This is a genomic window from Microbacterium sp. Bi98, assembly GCF_918698045.1.
Lineage (GTDB): Bacteria > Actinomycetota > Actinomycetes > Actinomycetales > Microbacteriaceae > Microbacterium.
The window spans coordinates 1-16,562 of sequence record NZ_CAKKLK010000008.1; the positions used below are offsets into that span (position 1 = coordinate 1).

General features: G+C 69.3%; 14 protein-coding genes. 12 read left to right on the forward strand and 2 right to left on the reverse strand.

What is annotated here, in order from left to right:
- Window positions 1–169 precede the first annotated feature (169 nt).
- Entirely contained in the window at window positions 170–1,522 is a 1,353-nt protein-coding gene (gene eccB / locus LQZ85_RS12585; RefSeq protein WP_056276640.1) for a type VII secretion protein EccB, read from the reverse strand.
- A 3-nt stretch (window positions 1,523–1,525) separates the two neighbouring features.
- Window positions 1,526–2,860, reverse strand: a complete 1,335-nt coding sequence (eccD, locus tag LQZ85_RS12590; protein WP_230100958.1) for a type VII secretion integral membrane protein EccD — start codon at window positions 2,858–2,860, stop codon at window positions 1,526–1,528.
- A gap of 443 nt (window positions 2,861–3,303) precedes the next feature.
- Here eccD and LQZ85_RS12595 point away from each other — a divergent pair, with 443 nt between their 5' ends.
- From LQZ85_RS12595 to LQZ85_RS12650, 12 genes are all read left to right on the forward strand, one after another.
- Entirely contained in the window at window positions 3,304–3,618 is a 315-nt protein-coding gene (locus tag LQZ85_RS12595; protein WP_053098670.1) for a WXG100 family type VII secretion target, read from the forward strand.
- Window positions 3,619–3,659: 41 nt separating this feature from the next.
- Window positions 3,660–3,941 carry a WXG100 family type VII secretion target gene (locus tag LQZ85_RS12600; protein WP_082298072.1) on the forward strand — a complete coding sequence of 94 codons (282 nt, stop codon included), beginning with the start codon at window positions 3,660–3,662 and terminating at the stop codon, window positions 3,939–3,941.
- 127 nt (window positions 3,942–4,068) lie between these two features.
- Window positions 4,069–4,506 (forward strand): hypothetical protein, encoded by a 438-nt coding sequence (locus LQZ85_RS12605; protein ID WP_053098672.1) that lies wholly within the window; start codon window positions 4,069–4,071, stop codon window positions 4,504–4,506.
- Entirely contained in the window at window positions 4,506–5,843 is a 1,338-nt protein-coding gene (locus tag LQZ85_RS12610) for a S8 family serine peptidase (RefSeq protein ID WP_082586491.1), read from the forward strand. The genes LQZ85_RS12605 and LQZ85_RS12610 overlap by 1 nt, the downstream gene beginning before the upstream one ends.
- Entirely contained in the window at window positions 5,833–7,269 is a 1,437-nt protein-coding gene (locus LQZ85_RS17895) for a hypothetical protein (protein ID WP_053098674.1), read from the forward strand. Before LQZ85_RS12610 ends, LQZ85_RS17895 begins: the two co-directional genes overlap by 11 nt.
- A 118-nt stretch (window positions 7,270–7,387) precedes the next feature.
- Window positions 7,388–8,752 (forward strand): hypothetical protein, encoded by a 1,365-nt coding sequence (locus LQZ85_RS12620; RefSeq protein ID WP_053098675.1) that lies wholly within the window; start codon window positions 7,388–7,390, stop codon window positions 8,750–8,752.
- Window positions 8,749–9,993 (forward strand): FHA domain-containing protein, encoded by a 1,245-nt coding sequence (locus LQZ85_RS12625; protein ID WP_053098676.1) that lies wholly within the window; start codon window positions 8,749–8,751, stop codon window positions 9,991–9,993. Before LQZ85_RS12620 ends, LQZ85_RS12625 begins: the two co-directional genes overlap by 4 nt.
- Entirely contained in the window at window positions 9,990–13,964 is a 3,975-nt protein-coding gene (eccCa, locus tag LQZ85_RS12630; RefSeq protein ID WP_230100959.1) for a type VII secretion protein EccCa, read from the forward strand. Before LQZ85_RS12625 ends, eccCa begins: the two co-directional genes overlap by 4 nt.
- A gap of 19 nt (window positions 13,965–13,983) precedes the next feature.
- Window positions 13,984–14,286 carry an SAV_915 family protein gene (locus tag LQZ85_RS12635; RefSeq protein WP_053098678.1) on the forward strand — a complete coding sequence of 101 codons (303 nt, stop codon included), beginning with the start codon at window positions 13,984–13,986 and terminating at the stop codon, window positions 14,284–14,286.
- On the forward strand, window positions 14,283–14,579 hold the full coding sequence (locus LQZ85_RS12640) for a hypothetical protein (protein WP_053098679.1): 297 nt from the start codon (window positions 14,283–14,285) through the stop codon (window positions 14,577–14,579). The genes LQZ85_RS12635 and LQZ85_RS12640 overlap by 4 nt, the downstream gene beginning before the upstream one ends.
- Complete coding sequence (locus LQZ85_RS12645; protein WP_053098680.1) at window positions 14,579–15,790, forward strand: hypothetical protein; 1,212 nt, start codon at window positions 14,579–14,581, stop codon at window positions 15,788–15,790. Before LQZ85_RS12640 ends, LQZ85_RS12645 begins: the two co-directional genes overlap by 1 nt.
- Window positions 15,790–16,542 (forward strand): hypothetical protein, encoded by a 753-nt coding sequence (locus tag LQZ85_RS12650; protein ID WP_230100960.1) that lies wholly within the window; start codon window positions 15,790–15,792, stop codon window positions 16,540–16,542. Before LQZ85_RS12645 ends, LQZ85_RS12650 begins: the two co-directional genes overlap by 1 nt.
- Window positions 16,543–16,562: the final 20 nt, after the last annotated feature.

Below are 16,562 nucleotides of genomic sequence, written 5' to 3' on the forward strand. Positions count from 1 at the left end.
GGTGGGACCTCGGGCGTGAACACCACGTTGCCGGGTGTGCAGGCATCGCCGGACGTCGCCATCGATGCGATCGACGTCGGGACGGCGGGCGATGCCAGAGCGGATGCCGGTACGCCCAGCAGCGTGGCGCCGAGGACGACGGCCGTGAGAGCGGCTGTGCGGCCGCGCATCAGTCGGTCCCCGAGCCGGGCGACTCTCTCGCAGCATCGGAGGTCAGCGCGGGGCCGGCGGCGAAGAACTCGATCCACGCGTCCGACACCTGTCCGACGTCATCGGGGGAGTACCCGAGCTGAGCGATGGGGCCGCTTGCGGACTCCTCGGCGTTCTGCGCTGCTGCAGCACCGGGGATCGCGAACGCGGTGCCGGATTCGTCGATGAGCACGGCCAGACCCGCCGCGTCCTCGGACCCACCCGTGACCTCGACGAGGGCGCCGCCACCGACCTTCACATCGACGCCGGAGCGCTGCTCGGGCAACTCGGTGGTCGTCGCCGCGAGCACCGTGTGCGCGTCATCGGTGAGCATCGCGCAGGGCGTCTCGCCGGCGGCGAGCGTGGTCAACGGCAGCGTCGGCCAGTCCTCGCCCCCGATGTACGGGCGGGTCTCCACGTCGGCGACCTCGGCGGGGGAGACCTCCTGCTGAGCACCGACCTCCTGGCCGCTGCCGAGGAGGTAGAGCTGATATGCGAGGGGACTGAGCCTGGCGAGCTCGCCGGTGCCGAGCGCCACGTAGCGCTCGTCGGCAGGGCTGCCCTGGGTGTGCACGATCGTGCCGGCTCTCAGATCCGTTCCGGGCACCGATGCGCCGATGCCGTTGATGCGGATCGGCTCGAGCTCGTCACCGGACTCGAAGAGGTTGAGCCATCGTCCGTCGACCTCGAGGACGTCGCTGGTGCCGAGTCCGACGGCGCGGAGCACGGCGTTGGCATCGTCGGCGGGCACTGCGTGGCGTTTGCCGTCTGCGATCACGAACAGCTCGTCGCCGCGCTGGACGACGGCACCGGTTCCCGTCGACACCTCGGCGATCGGCGCGCTCGACAGTGACACGGCGGCGCCGGCCGTGTCGTCGATGCACGCTGTCCAGGAGGAGTTGATCAGCGCCGCGGGCGCGGGCAGATCATCGGGCGCACCGAGGATGCCGATCGAGGGGCCGACCGGGATCCCGTCGAGCGCCGCCTGATCCGTGCGCACCACCTTGAACTCTCCGGCGGGGATCAGAAGCCGCGCGCTGGCCGTGTTGATCACCGGGTACAGCGTGCCCTCGACGGAGACGTAGCGGGCACCGGTGTCGGTGGCGACGATCAGGCGGTTGTTCTGCCAGTCGCCGGGGAGCCCGGGCTGCATGATTCCCCAGAACACCCCGACGAGGATCACGCCGACCGTGAGTGCGACTCCGGCGACGACCGCGCGCAGGGGCTTCGCGGGGTCGAGCTCTTTGCCCCCGGGGGCTCCGCCGGTGAACGCCGAGAGCAGGCGGCGCCTGCTGAAGCCCTGGGCCTCGATCAGATCCTTCTTGGTCGCCATGGGTCAGATGAGTCCGGCCGTCGTGACGCCGAGCGGCAGCAGCAGAGCGAGTGCGATGACCTCGACCGTGTCGCCCAGCCTCGTGAGCCGCAGACGCGCTTTCGGCGTGAGCAGCGTGAGACCGACCAGGATCACGGTGGCCACGACCAGGATGAGAAGCATCCAGGTGCGGACGTCGGGCAGAGCGAGTGCCACCGTCACACCGGTGACGGCGAGCCCGATCGCGCCGATGGCCATGAGGACGAGCACGCCGAGGCGCGCGTGGATCTGACGCGACTGGAACATCATGCCCACGAACGCGAGCACGCAGAGCAGAGCGCCGAAGACGCCGCTCCCGGCGACCAGAGGGGTCGCGATCACCGCCGCGAGGCCCAGCGCAGCGCGCAGTGCGATGAGAGTGCGTGTCCCCGCGGCGGCGCGGCGCTTGACCTCGTCGGCATCGATGGGCTCGGGTGCGGCGAACATGTCGGCGTCGCTCTGAGGGGAGATGACTCTGATGCGCGTCGAGCTGAGAGCGAGCCACGGGATGCCGTTCGCGAGCAGTGCGGTCGTGGCGAGCATGATCGCGTAGGGAGCGAGCGCATCGCCGAAGATCGCGGCGGTCGTCGCGGTGATGCCGATCGAAGCGCCGAGCGCGATCGGCACGAGATGGATCTCGGGCTTCTCCTGGGTGACGGCGAGGCCGAGGCCGCCGACGATGACGAGACCCAGTCCCATGGCCGCGAGCGGCCAGCCCCAGATGCTCTGCACGGGAACGGCGAGGAAACCCGCGAGCCCTCCGTAGGCCGCGGCGGTGAGTCCCAGGGCGTGTCCGGCTTCCGGCTGACGGAGACGCATGAGCACGGCGGCCGCGACGCTGAGGACGATGGCTCCCGAGCCCGCGATGATCGCGGGCAGGAGGGACGTCGGCGGTGTGGCGACGAGCAGCAGTGCGCAGAGGGCGAGGAAGGTGAGGCTGACGAAGAGCGCCGTGCGCGAGCTGTCCGCGGGCGTCCAGGAGCCGTGCTGCTCTGCCGTCGCATCGATCACCGCTTCGACGACGTCGTCGTAGACGCGCGGCTCCTGCATGAGGCCGCCGCGGACGAGAGTGAGCAGCTCTCCGTCGTGCACCCCCTGCGCCGCCGCGCCGCGTGCCGGGTCCAGGGGTGTGCCATCGGCTCGCTGCAACGAGTAGCCGCCGTGGGTGAGGGTCGGGTCGAGCACGCCGAGACTCCGGGCGAACCCGGGGATGATCTCGACCAGCGGGACCTGCGACGGCACGCCGACGTCGAGCCGACGGTCGTCGCTGACGACGGAAAGCCGCAGCACGGTGCCTGCCGTTGCGCTGCTCTGAGTCATGGAACGATGCCCCCTCCATGGTGTGCAGCCGGGCGGGAGGAGACCCGTGGCTGCGCATTCCGCCTTTCACCCTAGTTGAGGCGTGCGACAACGCACAGTCGCAGGATGCGACGTTTCTCCATCGACTGCACGATCTCCCAGAGGATGCTGTGCGTTCTGGTGATCGGAGGCAGGACCTCTCGAGCCTCTACGCGATACTCGAAGCGCGGGGGAACCAGTGCGCTGATCGTGTGCCCGTGACAGGGCGCGGAACTGAGCATCTTCGATTTTCTCCATCGACTGCAGGATCTCCGCTCGGATGCATCATGAAATCTGGCGATTCGTTCCGATGTGTTCTAGCCTGTGTCGTGAAACAGATTCGTGGGGGGTTGTTTCGTTGTCGTCCCAAGACTGGGATGCGCTCCCCCGCACGTGTGTCCCATGTGGACCGGAGGGAGTGAGTTATGGCTGATGTCATCTCCGCAGAAGAAGGGGCTCTGCGTCGCGGAGCCCAGGCGGTGCGGGAGACCAAGTCCGGGATCGACCAGCAGACCAAGAAGGTCCGCGGTGAGATCGAGCAGCTGCGTGGTTTCTGGACCGGTGCGGCTGCTGTGTCGTTCACGACGCTGATGTCGCGCTGGGACGAGCAGGCGCGTCAGCTGAACGAGGTCCTCGTGACGCTCGAGGATGCTCTTGCGGGCACCGAGCGTGACCAGGCTGCGACCGAAGAAGCTCACCAGCAGACCATCTCGGGCCTCGGCTCGATGATGGGCGCCTGAGCGTAGACCACAGAGATTTCAAGGAGAACATGATGCAGTCGATGTCAGTTCGCCCGGAGCAGGTCAACGCTCTGGCAGCGCAGATCCGCAGCGGGTCGCAGGGTATTCGTTCCGAGCTGGACCGTCTCGAGTCCGAGGTCAGCAAGCTCCGTGCGGCGTGGGATGGTTCCGCGCAGCAGGCGTATGACCAGGCTCAGGCCAAGTGGAACCGTTCGCTGAGCGAGATGCAGCAGCTTCTCACGCAGATCGCGGGCAAGACCGAGGAGATCTCGGGCCAGTACGTCCAGACCGACAAGTCGGCCGCTGGGCGTTTCGGGGCCTGATCCGTGGCGCGGGCCCGACGCAGCGATGCGCCGGGCCCGCGCCGTCTACTGTGCTGTTCGGCGATCGAGTCGGAGGGCGCAGCAGATGTTTCGGAATCATCTGCCGTTGTGAAGGGGAGGGTCGTCGATGAGCATCGCAATCGACTTCGATGGAGTGTTCGCTGAGCTGAAGCGGATCCTGCGTGAGCTGCAGGAGTTCCCCAGCCCGTCTGAGGTGGCGGTCTCCGAGGGAGGGTCGTCGAAGGCCACCGTCGACTTCCGGCGGGCCGTGGCCGATGCCGCGCAGTCGATGGGAGACGCCACGGCGCGGACCATCGCCAAGATCCAGGACACCCACGACGTGATTCGCGCCGCCGTGATGCAGATCGCCGAGCAGGACGCGTCGCTCGCCGACGAGACGAAGCTGATCGTGTCGCTGCTGGACTCGGCCGTTGCCCAGGGCGACGGCGACACCGCGACATCGACAGGCGCTGGGACCGGCGCGACGGGTGGGGGCTCAGCCGGAGTCCAGGCATCTGCACCGACGTCTACGGGTGCCGATGAGCCCGAAGAGGCCGACTACTGATGAGACGCACTCGCCGCGGAGTGATCGCGGCGGTCGGCGCTATGGCGCTGGCCGCCGCGATCGCCGTGCCCTCGAGCGCGACAGCGGCCGCCGCGTCGGGTCTGTGGTGGTTCGATCGCGGCAAGGTCCAAGAGGCGCACGATGCGGGCTTCGACGGGGCGGGAATCAAGATCGCCGTGATCGACAGTCAGATCAACCCCGACGTGGTCGGGCTCCGCGGGGCGAACGTCACCGTCGATGACTCCTCGTACTGCTTCGACGCGACCGGCCAGCCGTATCCGGCGGTCTCTGCCGAGTACGGCAAGTCCTCTCACGGCACCCAGGTGGTCTCGATGATCGCCGGAACCGGCGAGGCTCCGGCCGGGGGCGCCCCGGTCAAGGGTGTGGCGCCGGGGGCAGAGGTGGTCTTCTACAGCACCGGCGTCCTCGACGGCGTCATCGGCGAAGACGGCGGCGATGCGGAGTGCCTCCAGGAGAACGGCGAGGAGCTGGGCGACGACGGTCGTTTCGCTCTCGACCGCGCGATCTCGGACGCCGCGGCAGATGGCGCCGACATCATCTCGATCTCCTCCGGAAGCAGCATCAACATGCGGCAAGGTCTCGCCGACGCCTATGCCTCCGACGCGGTCGTCGTCGCCGGCATGTCGAACGAGGACGGGATCAGCCTGTGGCCCGCGGGGCTCAACGGAGTCGTCGCGGTGCAGGCCTTCGGTGAGGACGGCAAGATCCAGACCGGAACGAACGGCAAGCCGAACCTGGCGGAGGACGTCGTCGTCGCCGCACCCGGGGTCGGGCTCCTCCTGCAGGGGACCCCGGATTCCTGGGACGCCCAGCAGATCGGGTCGGGAACGTCGTTCTCGACGCCGATCGTCGCGGGCTTCCTCGCGATGGTCAAGCAGAAGTACCCGGATGCGACAGCAGGGCAGCTGATCCAGAGCCTGATCCACAACACGGGCACCAAGGGCGAGCACGAGCCGGAGTGGAACGACAGCACCGGGTATGGAGCGGCCTCCCTCACGGGGATGCTCGCGGTCGACCCGTCGAAATATCCTGACGTGAACCCGCTCTTCGACACCGAGGACACGTACGCGCAGCCGTCTCTCGGCGACGTGAACGAGGCGAAGGCGGCGCTCGGAGGCGGCGCGCAGACACCCGTCCCGACGGACGCGCCGGTCGCCGAGCAACCCGATCAGCAGGCATCGCCGATCACGCCCTGGCTCATCGGCGGAGGGATCGTCCTCCTGCTGCTGGTGATCGGCGGGATCATCCTCGCGATCGTACTGACACGCTCCTCACGACGAGACACCACCGAACAAGGGGGAAACCATGGCCGGTAAGCAGATGGGCCCGGGCGGGTACGAGGCGGAACTGAACCGCATCCGGCAGCTCGACGACTCGATCATCCCGCGGCTCTCCGCCGTGACGAATGCGTTCACCTCACTGGAGCGAGCGCTCTCGGCCGTGCGCCTCTCCGAGTTCTGGGAGGGCGAGTCCGCCAAGGGGGCGACCGCTGACATCGACGAGATCCGATCGAAGGTGTCGGCCATTCTCAGACTCGTCGAGGCCGTGGACTCCGCGGTCGTCGAAGGCAACTCGGCTCGACGCGAGATCGCGGCCGCCGAACTCCCGTCGGCATCGATCGACCCCTTCTGGGCGAACGCTGCCAAGGGCGCGTCCTTGGTGGTGCACCCGGTCCTCGGTCCGCTCGCGGCGGACAAGGCTCTGGACGCCATCGGCGACTTCCTCGGCAACCAGCGGGAGGATGCCGCGCGCGAGGTCGTTCAGAAGGTCGAGGCGTCGCTGACGGAGCCGACGAACAAGCTGGCTCAGGCGGCCCGCGCGATGAACGAGGTCGACTACCGGTCGTCGAAGGCCCCGTCCGGTTCTGACGAGCCGATCCCGGGCACGCAGATCGACGCCCCGAGGATCGGATCCCCGGGGATCGGCGGCGGCCCGTCCGGGTACACGCCCGGTGGCGGTGGATACCAGACCGGTGGCGGTGGAGGCGGGGTCGGCGAGTATGTCCCGCCGACGCCGACGGACCCGACCGTCCCCGAGTACCTGCCTGACCCCACCTATCCGACGATTCCCGATGGTCCCGGAGACTGGGAGTACGACCCCGACGGACCGGGAGGCCCCGGTGATACCGGCGGCGATGACCCGACGGTCGACTTCCCCGGCGGCGGCGTGCTGCCGGGAGGCACCGGCGGCGGCGGTTCAGGAACCGGAGGCGGGTATCCGTTGCACCCCGGTTCGACGCTCCCCGGCGGAGTCATCGGTGGGGGCAGCGGCATCGGCGGCATCGTGGGCGGCGGCGCAGGAGCCGCGGCCATCGCTGCGGGATCCAAGATCGCCGGTATCGGCAGCATGGGCACCCTCGGCGGATCCGCACTCGGAGGCTCGTCCGGCGCCGGCCAGAGAGGCAGTGGCGGCCTGCTGGGCAAGTCCGCCGTCGGCGGAGTGGGTGCGCGCGGCGCGGGTGGATTCGGCTCAGGTGTCGGTGGCGCTGGCGGCGTCGGTGGCGCTGGCGGTGTCGGCGGTGTCGGCGGAGCAGGCGGTGCGGCGGGCTCGTCCGGCGCAGCAGGCTCCGGCATGCGTCCGGGTATGGGAATGATGGGCGGCGCGGGAGGCGCCGACGAGGAGGAGAAGGCCAAGCGCTCCGGTCTCGGTGGTCCGATCGCTCCCAAGCTCGAAGACGACGAGGAGCGCGGTCCGCGTGCCAAGGGCGCCCAGGCGGGCTCCCGCGACGAGCACGCGGACTGATCAGGATCACCGCGGCGGGCGTGGACGGCGGATGCCGTCCACGACCCGCACGCGTGCATGGTCGGTGGTCGGTCACGCCGCGGAGCGAGCAGCCGCACACGGTCGATAGGGTTCAGGTATGTCAGTCGAAACGGTAGAACGGCGTCGGATCGTTCTTCAGAGCGAGGACCGTCGTTTCGACCTCTCGCTTCCCTTCGACGAGACCCTCGATGACGCGCTCGTCCTCAGCGGACTGTCGACGGCCGATCGCTTCGCGACGATCGGTCCCGGCGGATTCGAGATCCCCGGCGACACCGAATGCGAGGACCTCATCGACGGAGGCCTCTACGCGCTGATCGACCGCACGGCACTCGCGCCGCAGGCGCGAGCCACGGGCGCGCCGGAGCGGCCTTCGCGCGCGGACCACGGCGCCCGATGGTGGATGCTCGGCGTCAGCGGACTGCTGCTCGTCGCGGTCTTCGCCCAGGGGGCCGGAGATCCGCTGCTCAGGCTCCTGATCGGTCTCCTCCTCGTGGTCGGCGCCGTGAGCGGTGCCGTCGCATGGTCGCGCCGGGACTCCGCAGCGGGGGTGCGCGGCATCCTCGGCGTCCTCGCGCCTGTCCTCCTGTCGTTCTCGGCCGGAGCGCTCCTGATCCCGGCTCAGCTCGACGCGAGTGCGCACCTCTCTGCCGCATCCGGGTTCCTCGCCGCGGGCATCACCACTTCGGTCATCGCCGTCTCTGCCCGAGCCCGTCCGATGCGCGCGGCCGCCGGAACGGCGACGGTGCTCCTCGTGGGTCTCGCGGCGGTCTGGGGGCTCTCGCTGCTGCTGCGATGGGGCCCCGCCGAGGCCGCAGCCATCTCTCTCGGACTCGTGCCGCTCGGGCTGCGCGCACTGCCCAGCAGCCTGGTGAACCTCCCGGAGGGGTACTTCATCGACTACAAGCACTTCATGACCAGCCGGTGGACGGTCCGAGGGGCGATCCCGGAGTCGGTCGGGCTGCTGCGGCCCGAGCGCATCATCGCCGTCGTCGATGACTCCTCGGCCCGGCTCATCGCCGGAACAGCAGTGCTCAGCGTCGTCGCCGCGCTCATGGCTCCTCTCGCCTTCCTGCGCCCGTGGCCGGACGACCCCTTCGTGATCTCGGGTGGCATCGCACTCCTCGTCTGCGTCGCGCTCGCACTCCTCCTCACCCCTCGGCACACGACGTCGCGCATCCTCCGCTGGCTCCCGCGTGCGGCGGCGGCGGTGGTGTCCGTGGTCGCCGGGCTGCAGGCGGCCGCAGCGCTGGGCTCCGGCTTCCAGGTGCTCGGCGCCGCCGTGCTGTTCGCGGTGGGCCTCGCGGCGGTCGCCGTGATCATCCCCGTCTCCCGCGGCGCGAGCTCACTCATCTGGTCGCGCTTCGGTGACGCCTTCGAATGGCTCGCCGTCGCCCTCGCCCTTCCCGCGGCGCTGCTCTACGCGAATGTGCTGTCCCTCGTTCGTGGAATGATGGCCGGATGAGCGGGAACGGTGAACCACAGTCCTGGCCGGGCGGTGGAGCGATCCCACCCGTCCAGCCCGGACCCGGCCAGCTCGGGGAGGTCCCGGCGCTGCCACCGGCACTGATCGCCGCGGCACCCGGTGTCGACGGCGCGCCCCTCCGGTCCGCATCCGCGCCTCCCAGCCCCACTCCGATCGTCTCGACACGCGCCAGGACGAGACGACCCGAAGACGGGCTCGGTCCGGCTTTCGTCGGCTCGCCCGCGGGGACCGGGGCGCGGATCGCCGCCTTCACGCTCGACAGCGCCGCCGTCATCCTCGCCGCGTCCATCGTCCTCATCACCACTCGCAGCATGCTGCTGGCCGGCCTCACGGTCGCCGAGCTCGCGATCTTCCTGTGCGTGCTCGAAGCGCGCACAGGACTCACCCTCGGCAACGCCGTGCTGCGTCTGCGCGCGTCTCGCGGCGACCGGCCGTACTCGCCCGGCGTGGGGCGCCAGTTCGTGCGGGGGATCATCACCGGCGCCGGCTTCCTCGTCGCGGTCGGCAGCTGGGTCGTCGTCGCCTCGAGCGCATGGGACCGTGGCGGACGTCGTCAATCGTGGGCCGATCGCGTGGCCGGCACGGTCGTCGTCGCCGTCCCGCCTCGGGCGCCCGCCGATGCGCCGCAGGAGGCGACGGTCGCCGAGGTCGCCACTCCGCTCGCTCCTCCGCAGGTCGTGCCTCTCGGTGCCCATCCGTCCGTCGTCGACGAGGACTCCGAGCCCACCGACGCCCGCGCGGCCTCGCACCGCACCGAGAAGCCCGCCCCCGCGGCCCAGGGTGACGACAAGCCGCTCTTCACGGTCGCCCCGGCGGCTGCGCAGCATTCCGATGCTCCGACTCCGGCATCCGAGTCCGGGGCGTTGCTCCTGATCTTCGACACCGGCCAGCGCGTGCAGCTGGGGCTCCCTCTGGCGGCGAACATCGGTCGCGCGCCGGTGGCGAGTGTGCACGACGATCGGCTGGTGACCGTGACCGACCCCGACTCCTCGGTGTCGAAGACGCACCTCCGGCTCGAGCACTCGCGCGGCAGAACCTGGGTGACCGATTTCGGCTCCACCAACGGGTCCGACATCCGATCCGACGACGGGCAGACGACCGAGCTCGTCGCCGGCGAGCGCGTTCTGCTCGACGATGCCGACCGGGTGCGCATCGGCAATCGGAGCTTCACCATCAGCCTCCTGCTGGCCACCGACAGCAGCGCCGGAGAGAGAGCATGACAGGACCCCGTCTCGCGCCGCCCCGAGTCCCCTCCGGAAAGCTCCCCGTCCAGGCGCCGCCCGAGCTGCAGCCCAATGACGGCGGTATGGGAATCCTCGGATCCCTCCTGCCGATGCTGGGCAGCGTGGGCGCGATCGTCATGGTCACGATGTCGAACCAGTCGGTGACCGGACTGCTCACCGGCGGGATGTTCCTGCTGTCGTCGCTCGGCTTCGTGGCGGTGAACGGATGGCGTCAGCGATCCCAGCGGCAGGCCGCGACGCTCGGCTCGCGCCGTGAGTATCTCGCCTACCTGACCGAGCTGCGTCAGACCGTGCGGGTCGCGGCTCGCCAGCAGCGCCGTGCAGCGAACTGGCACCTCCCCGCACCGTCGGCGCTGCCGTACATCGCCGAAGAGCGCACCAGGGTATGGGAACGCGGGATGAACGACCCCGACTTCCTCACGGTGCGTGTCGGCACGAGCGACCAGCCGCTGTGCATCTCGCTCGAGGCACCGGAGCTGCCGCCGCTCGCCCAGCTCGACCCGGTCGCCGCCTCTGCCGCGCACCGCTTCATGCTGACGCACGAGATCCAGAAGAACCTCTCGCTCGGCATCACGCTGCGCGACTACGCCCGTGTCGAGATCACGGGAGACGAGACCGAGTCCCGCGGCCTCGCGCGCGCCATCCTGCTGCACCTCGCGACGATGCACGATCCCGACACGGTGCAGGTCGTCATCGCGGCGGACGCGGCGGTGCTCCCGCAGTGGGAGTGGGCGAAGTGGATGCCGCACACGCACTCGCGCACGGTCAGGGACGGGCTCGGCGCTGCGCGCATGATCGGCTCTCAGCTGTCGGAGCTCGAGGAGATGCTTCCGGCCGAGGTCAGGGAGCGGTCGCGTTTCGCGCGTGACGGATCCGGTGCCAAGGTGCCGCACATCGTCATCCTGACCGATGGGGTCAGCACCTCCTTCAACGACGCGCTCGTCAGCGGCGACGGCGTGCAGGGTGTGACCGTGATCGACCTCCCCTCACGGTGGGGCGATCTCGACGATCCGAACGCCCTGCGCATCGCGTTCGAGCCGGGGGACAAGGGTCGCCGAGCCGAGCTGGTCAGCCTGCAGGTTCCCGCGCGTCCGTTCGAAGCAGACTCGATCAGCATCGTCGAGGCCGAGGCGACAGCGCGTCGACTCATCGCCCTCTACGCGGGTGGCACGACCATCGCGAAGAAGAAGAGCGCGACCGATCAGGCGGAGCTCGTCGAGCTGCTCGGCCTTCCCGACGTCCGCGATCTCGATCTCGATGCCGCGTGGGCCCCGCGTCTCGAGCGCGACCGTCTCCGGGTGCCCATCGGGCAGACCGAAGACGGCAGCCCTCTGATCCTCGACATCAAGGAATCGGCCCAGCAGGGCATGGGCCCGCACGGCCTCATCATCGGTGCGACGGGTTCGGGCAAGTCCGAGGTCCTCCGCACGCTCGTGCTCGCGCTGGCGATGACGCATTCTCCCGAGCAGCTCAACTTCGTGCTGGTCGACTTCAAGGGTGGTGCCACCTTCGCCGGTATGGCGGACATGCCCCACGTCTCGGCGATCATCACGAACCTCGGCGAGGAGATCTCGCTCGTCGACCGTATGCAGGATGCGCTGCAGGGCGAGATGGTCCGCCGTCAGGAGCTGCTGCGGGCGACGGGGCCCTTCGCCAACGTCGCAGACTACGAGAAGGCCCGCCGTGGCGGACGCACGGACCTCGCTCCGCTTCCCGCTCTGCTCATCGTCGCCGACGAGTTCTCGGAGCTGCTGTCGGCGAAGCCGGAGTTCGTCGACACGTTCGTCAACATCGGTCGCCTCGGACGTTCGCTCCAAGTGCACCTGCTGCTCTCCTCGCAGCGCCTGGAGGAGGGCAAGCTGCGCGGTCTCGACACGCACCTGTCGTACCGGATCGGTCTCCGCACGTTCTCAGCCGCCGAGTCGCGCACCGTGCTCGGAGTTCCTGACGCGTACCACCTGCCCACTCAGCCCGGTGCCGGAATCCTGAAGTCCGACACCGAGACGATGACGCAGTTCCGCGCCGCCTATGTGTCCGGGCCCCCGCCCCGCCGTCGGCGCCGCGCGACATCGGGCTCTGCGCAGAGCACCGGGTCGACAGCGGTCGAGCTCTTCACCGCAGCACCCGTGTGGCGGGCCGAGACGCCCGTCGACGAGCCTGAGGTCGTCGTCGACGCCGAGCCCGAAGAGAAGCGCAACACGTTCGAGATCGCCGTCGAGACGATGAGTGGCCGAGGACCGGCCGCCCATCAGGTGTGGCTCCCGCCGCTCGAGACGCCCGCGACGCTCGACCAGCTTTTCGGCGACCTCGTCGAAGACCCCGCCCTCGGTCTCATCTCCCCGCGCTGGCGGGGCGCCGGCGCACTCACCGTGCCGCTGGGAATCGTCGACGTGCCGCTCGAACAGCGACGCGAGAACCTCGCGATCTCGCTCGGAGGGGCGGCCGGTCACATGGCGATCGTGGGCGCTCCGCTCAGCGGCAAGAGCACCCTCGCCCGCACCACGTTGGTCGCGCTGGCGCTCACGCACACTCCGCAGGAGGTGCAGTTCTTCGTCATCGACTTCGGCGGCGGCAGCTTCACCGGCCTGCAGCGGTTCACGCACATCAGCGGGGTGGCCACGCGTTCGGAACCCGACATCGTGCGTCGCACGGTGGCCGAGGTCACGGGCCTGCTCAACGCCCGCGAGGTGTACTTCCGTCAGAACGGCATCGACTCGATCGACACCTACCGCCAGCGCCGCGCCCAGGGACTCGCCGACGACGGCTACGGCGACATCTTCCTCCTGGTCGACGGCTGGGGAACCCTGCGTGCCGAGTTCGAGATGCTCGAACCGCAGATCCAGGCGATCGCCGCGCGCGGTCTCACCTACGGTGTGCACATCGTCATCACGGCGTCGCGCTGGATGGAGGTCCGAGCCAACATCAAGGACCTCATCGGCACCCGCATCGAGCTGCGCCTCGGCGATCCGACCGACTCCGAGGTCAACCGCAAGGCCGCCGAGAACGTCACGTCGATCCCGGGCCGCGGACTCAACGAGAACGGCCTGCAGATGCTGACCGCACTGCCGCGCATCGACGGTGTCGATGACGCCTCCTCGCTGGCCGACGGCATCGACGACCTGGTCACCCGGGTGGCATCAGCGTGGCACGGCCCCGCGGGTCCGAAGCTTCGTCTGCTGCCGTCGCGCATCAGCCACGCCGATCTGCGAGCGGTCGCCGCCGCCGCTTCGACCGACGGCTCGGAACCCCGCGAGATCCTGCTGGGAATCGACGAGGCCAACCTGGCCCCGTTCTCGATCGATCCGCTCGAAGAGCCTCTGCTCTACCTCTACGGCGACGCCGACTCGGGCAAGTCGTCGATGCTCCGTGGTGTCGTGCATGAGATCACGCGTCTCTACGGCCCGACGGAGGCGAAGATCTTCGTCGTCGACTACCGCCGAGCGCTGCTGGGCGAGATACCGCAGGAGTATCTCGGCGCCTACCTCACGTCGCACGAGATGACCGAGGGCGGGATGAGCGAGCTCGCGCAGTTCTTCCAGAGCCGCATCCCCGGCGCCGATGTCACGCCCGACCAGCTGCGCTCCCGGTCGTGGTGGAAGGGCGCCGAAGGTTTCGTGCTGATCGACGACTACGACCTCGTGGCGACGTCGCAGGGCAATCCGGTCGCTGTGCTCGCACCTCTGCTCGCGCAGGCCGCCGACCTCGGGCTCCACGTGATCCTCACGCGTCGCACCGGCGGAGCCAGCCGCGCGGCCTACGATCCGATCATCCAGCGGATGACCGACCTGGGTGCCACCGGCATCCTGCTCTCGGGAAACCCCGAGGAGGGTCAGCTGATCGGCAAGGTCAAGGCGATCCCGGCCATTCCGGGGCGTGCCCAGATCGTCAGCCGAGACCGCGGGCTGGTCGCCGCCCAGCTGCTGTGGGTGCCGCCGAGCTACCAGTAGGACCGAGAGAGAGGCCGTCATGACCTTCGAACCCCTAACGCCGTCTCAGCCGATGGTGCCGCCCGTGCTGTATCTGCCGTTGAGCGTGACGTCGACTCCGGAGGCGCAGCTCGTCGAGATCAGGGAGTTGAAGGACGGGCGGCTCGCTCTCCTCGCATACACGGCGCTCGACCGGCTGCTGACGCTTGCGGGCGAACGGCAGCCGTGGATCCTGGTGCGCACCGAGGACCTCGCGGAGATCAAGCGCGCGCAGCCGTACGACGTCGTGATCTTCGATCTCGATGTGCCCGCGTCGTATCGACGGGACGGGGCGATCGCATGACTCGCATCGCGATGGACCCGGAGGTCATGGCCGTCCACGCGAGCATGCACGAGGAGGCCGTGGAGGCGATCGAAGGCAAGCTCGCCGCCATTCCGACCGCCGTCGACGGTGGCCTCGCTTCCGATGCGGTGGCGGCGATCATGATGCGGGTCGGTGACGGCGTCGACGCGCTGTACCGGATCAACGGCACGCTCGGAGAGATCGTCCGTGCCATCGCACAGGATTCCGCGACGAACGAGCAGGACGTGATCGATCAGCTCACCCCGGTCGCGACGATCGTCGAGGACCTCTGATGACGATCGACACGACCACCCATGGTGACGCCGCGCAGGTGCGGGCGGCTGCGGAGTGGCTCGATCCCGGTCTGAAAGACGCGGCCGACGGTTCGTCCCGCACGACGAGCTTCATCCCCACGGGCGTGCGATCGCACTGGTACGGCGAATCGGCTGACGACTACGTCACCATCCTGTCGCGGACCACGGACGCGGCGGACGAGATCGCAGGGTTGGCGCGCGACGCGGCGGAGAAGCTGCGCTCGTACGCCGGCCAGCTGGAGCGGATGAAGGAGGACTTCGCCGCGCATCGGGAGAAGGCCCGCGGCGAGGGGCTCCCCGTGAACGGAATGGTGATCGGTCGGCCGGTCTCCCTGATTCCCGTGTGTCCTGCGACGCGCGACGATCCGTACTGGGATGAGTGGCAGCAGCACCTCGACCGCATCGACCTGTACAACAAGATCGCCGAGGACGTCGGTTCGTGGTGGGGCGAGCTCGAAGTCTGGATCAGCGAGAATCTCGACGGCTTCCTCGATGGGCTCCCGACGCAGTCCACCGCACAGAAGATCCTCGCCGGGCTCCACGAGGCGGGCGGTGAGGCTCCGAAGATCTACCTCGAAGGGCAGGCGCTCGCGTGGAAGACGACGGCGAGCGACCTTGTCTCCCATGCGGAGGATCTCCGCCTCGGGGCCTCCGACTTCGTGCGTGAGCTGCGGTCCGGGAACCCGGCTGTGAAGGCGGCTGCGGAGGCGGCCAACCCCGGCGGAATGCGCTGGGCGGCGGACGAGGCGGAAGACCTCGCTCGGCGACTCTCCCGAGCGGGCAAGGCGCTGCCGGTCGTGGGCTGGGGCATCGACATCTGGAACCTGGGTTCCGACATGTCCACAGGTGACGACCCCTCCTCCACTGCTGTGGAGATCGGCGGCGGTGTCGTCGGCGGCATCGCTGCCACCGCCGGCGTCGCGGCTCTCGCCGCGGCGGGCGTGATCACCCTGCCGGTCTGGGGCACTGCGGTCGTCGTCGGCGGGGCTGCGGTGGCAGTGGGCGCCGGCGCTGTCTGGGCGTACGAGAGCTGGGTGCCGCAGGACGTGCGGGAGTCCATCGATGCAGGGATGGAGAACGCATGGGACGCGACCACGGACTTCGCCGAGGACGCGTGGGAGAACACCACCGATTTCGTCGGCGACGTCGGTGACGGCGTCGGGAAGGCGTGGAAGGGTCTGTTCGGGTGATGGGGCAGGAGAAGACCGCGGAGACCGTCTGGGTTCCCGGCCATGCCGGATGGCAGGGCCAGAAGGGGTCGACGACGGGGCTGGTGGTGCTCGGCGTCGTGCTCACGGCAGCAGTCGTCTTCTATGCGGTCACACTGCTGGCTGACCCCGCCCCGGCCATGAAGCTCCTCGGATCGGGGGTCGTGCTGGCGGTCGGCGTCGCGGCGTGGCTGTTGACCGCTCATCTCCGGATCGAACGGGTGAGGGTCGTACGGGTTGCGGTCGACGGATCGACGGTCGTGTTCGGCGGTGCGGCGGAGGTCGTCTGGCCGCTGCGCGCGTTCGTCGCAGCCGGAGCGCTGCTCCTCGCCGGATGGGCGTGGAGCATCTTCACCGTTCCTGCCGAACGGATGACGATACTGACTCTGCTGGGCGTGCCGGTGATCGGGCTGATCCTGCTCACCGTCGGCGTGCGCTCGTGGTTCCGTCCTCTCGACGGCCATCGCCTCACCCTGCGTCGTGACGGGATCGAGCTGCGGATTCCACGCAACCGCGTGAATGCGGCCTGGGATGAGATCTCGGCTGCATCGTTGGAGGGCGATCGCGTGGTCGTCCGGACGACGACGACGCGTCCATCCTCGTGGGCGACGCGCGATCTCGCGAGTGATCCGGTGATCCTCGCGGAACTCGTCTCCTTCTACGGGAAACGCCCCGAGGCCCGCGCCGAGATCGGAGCGGGAACTCTCGCTCGACTTCGCTCGGGAGACTTCTGAGCGCGAGACATGTGAACCCG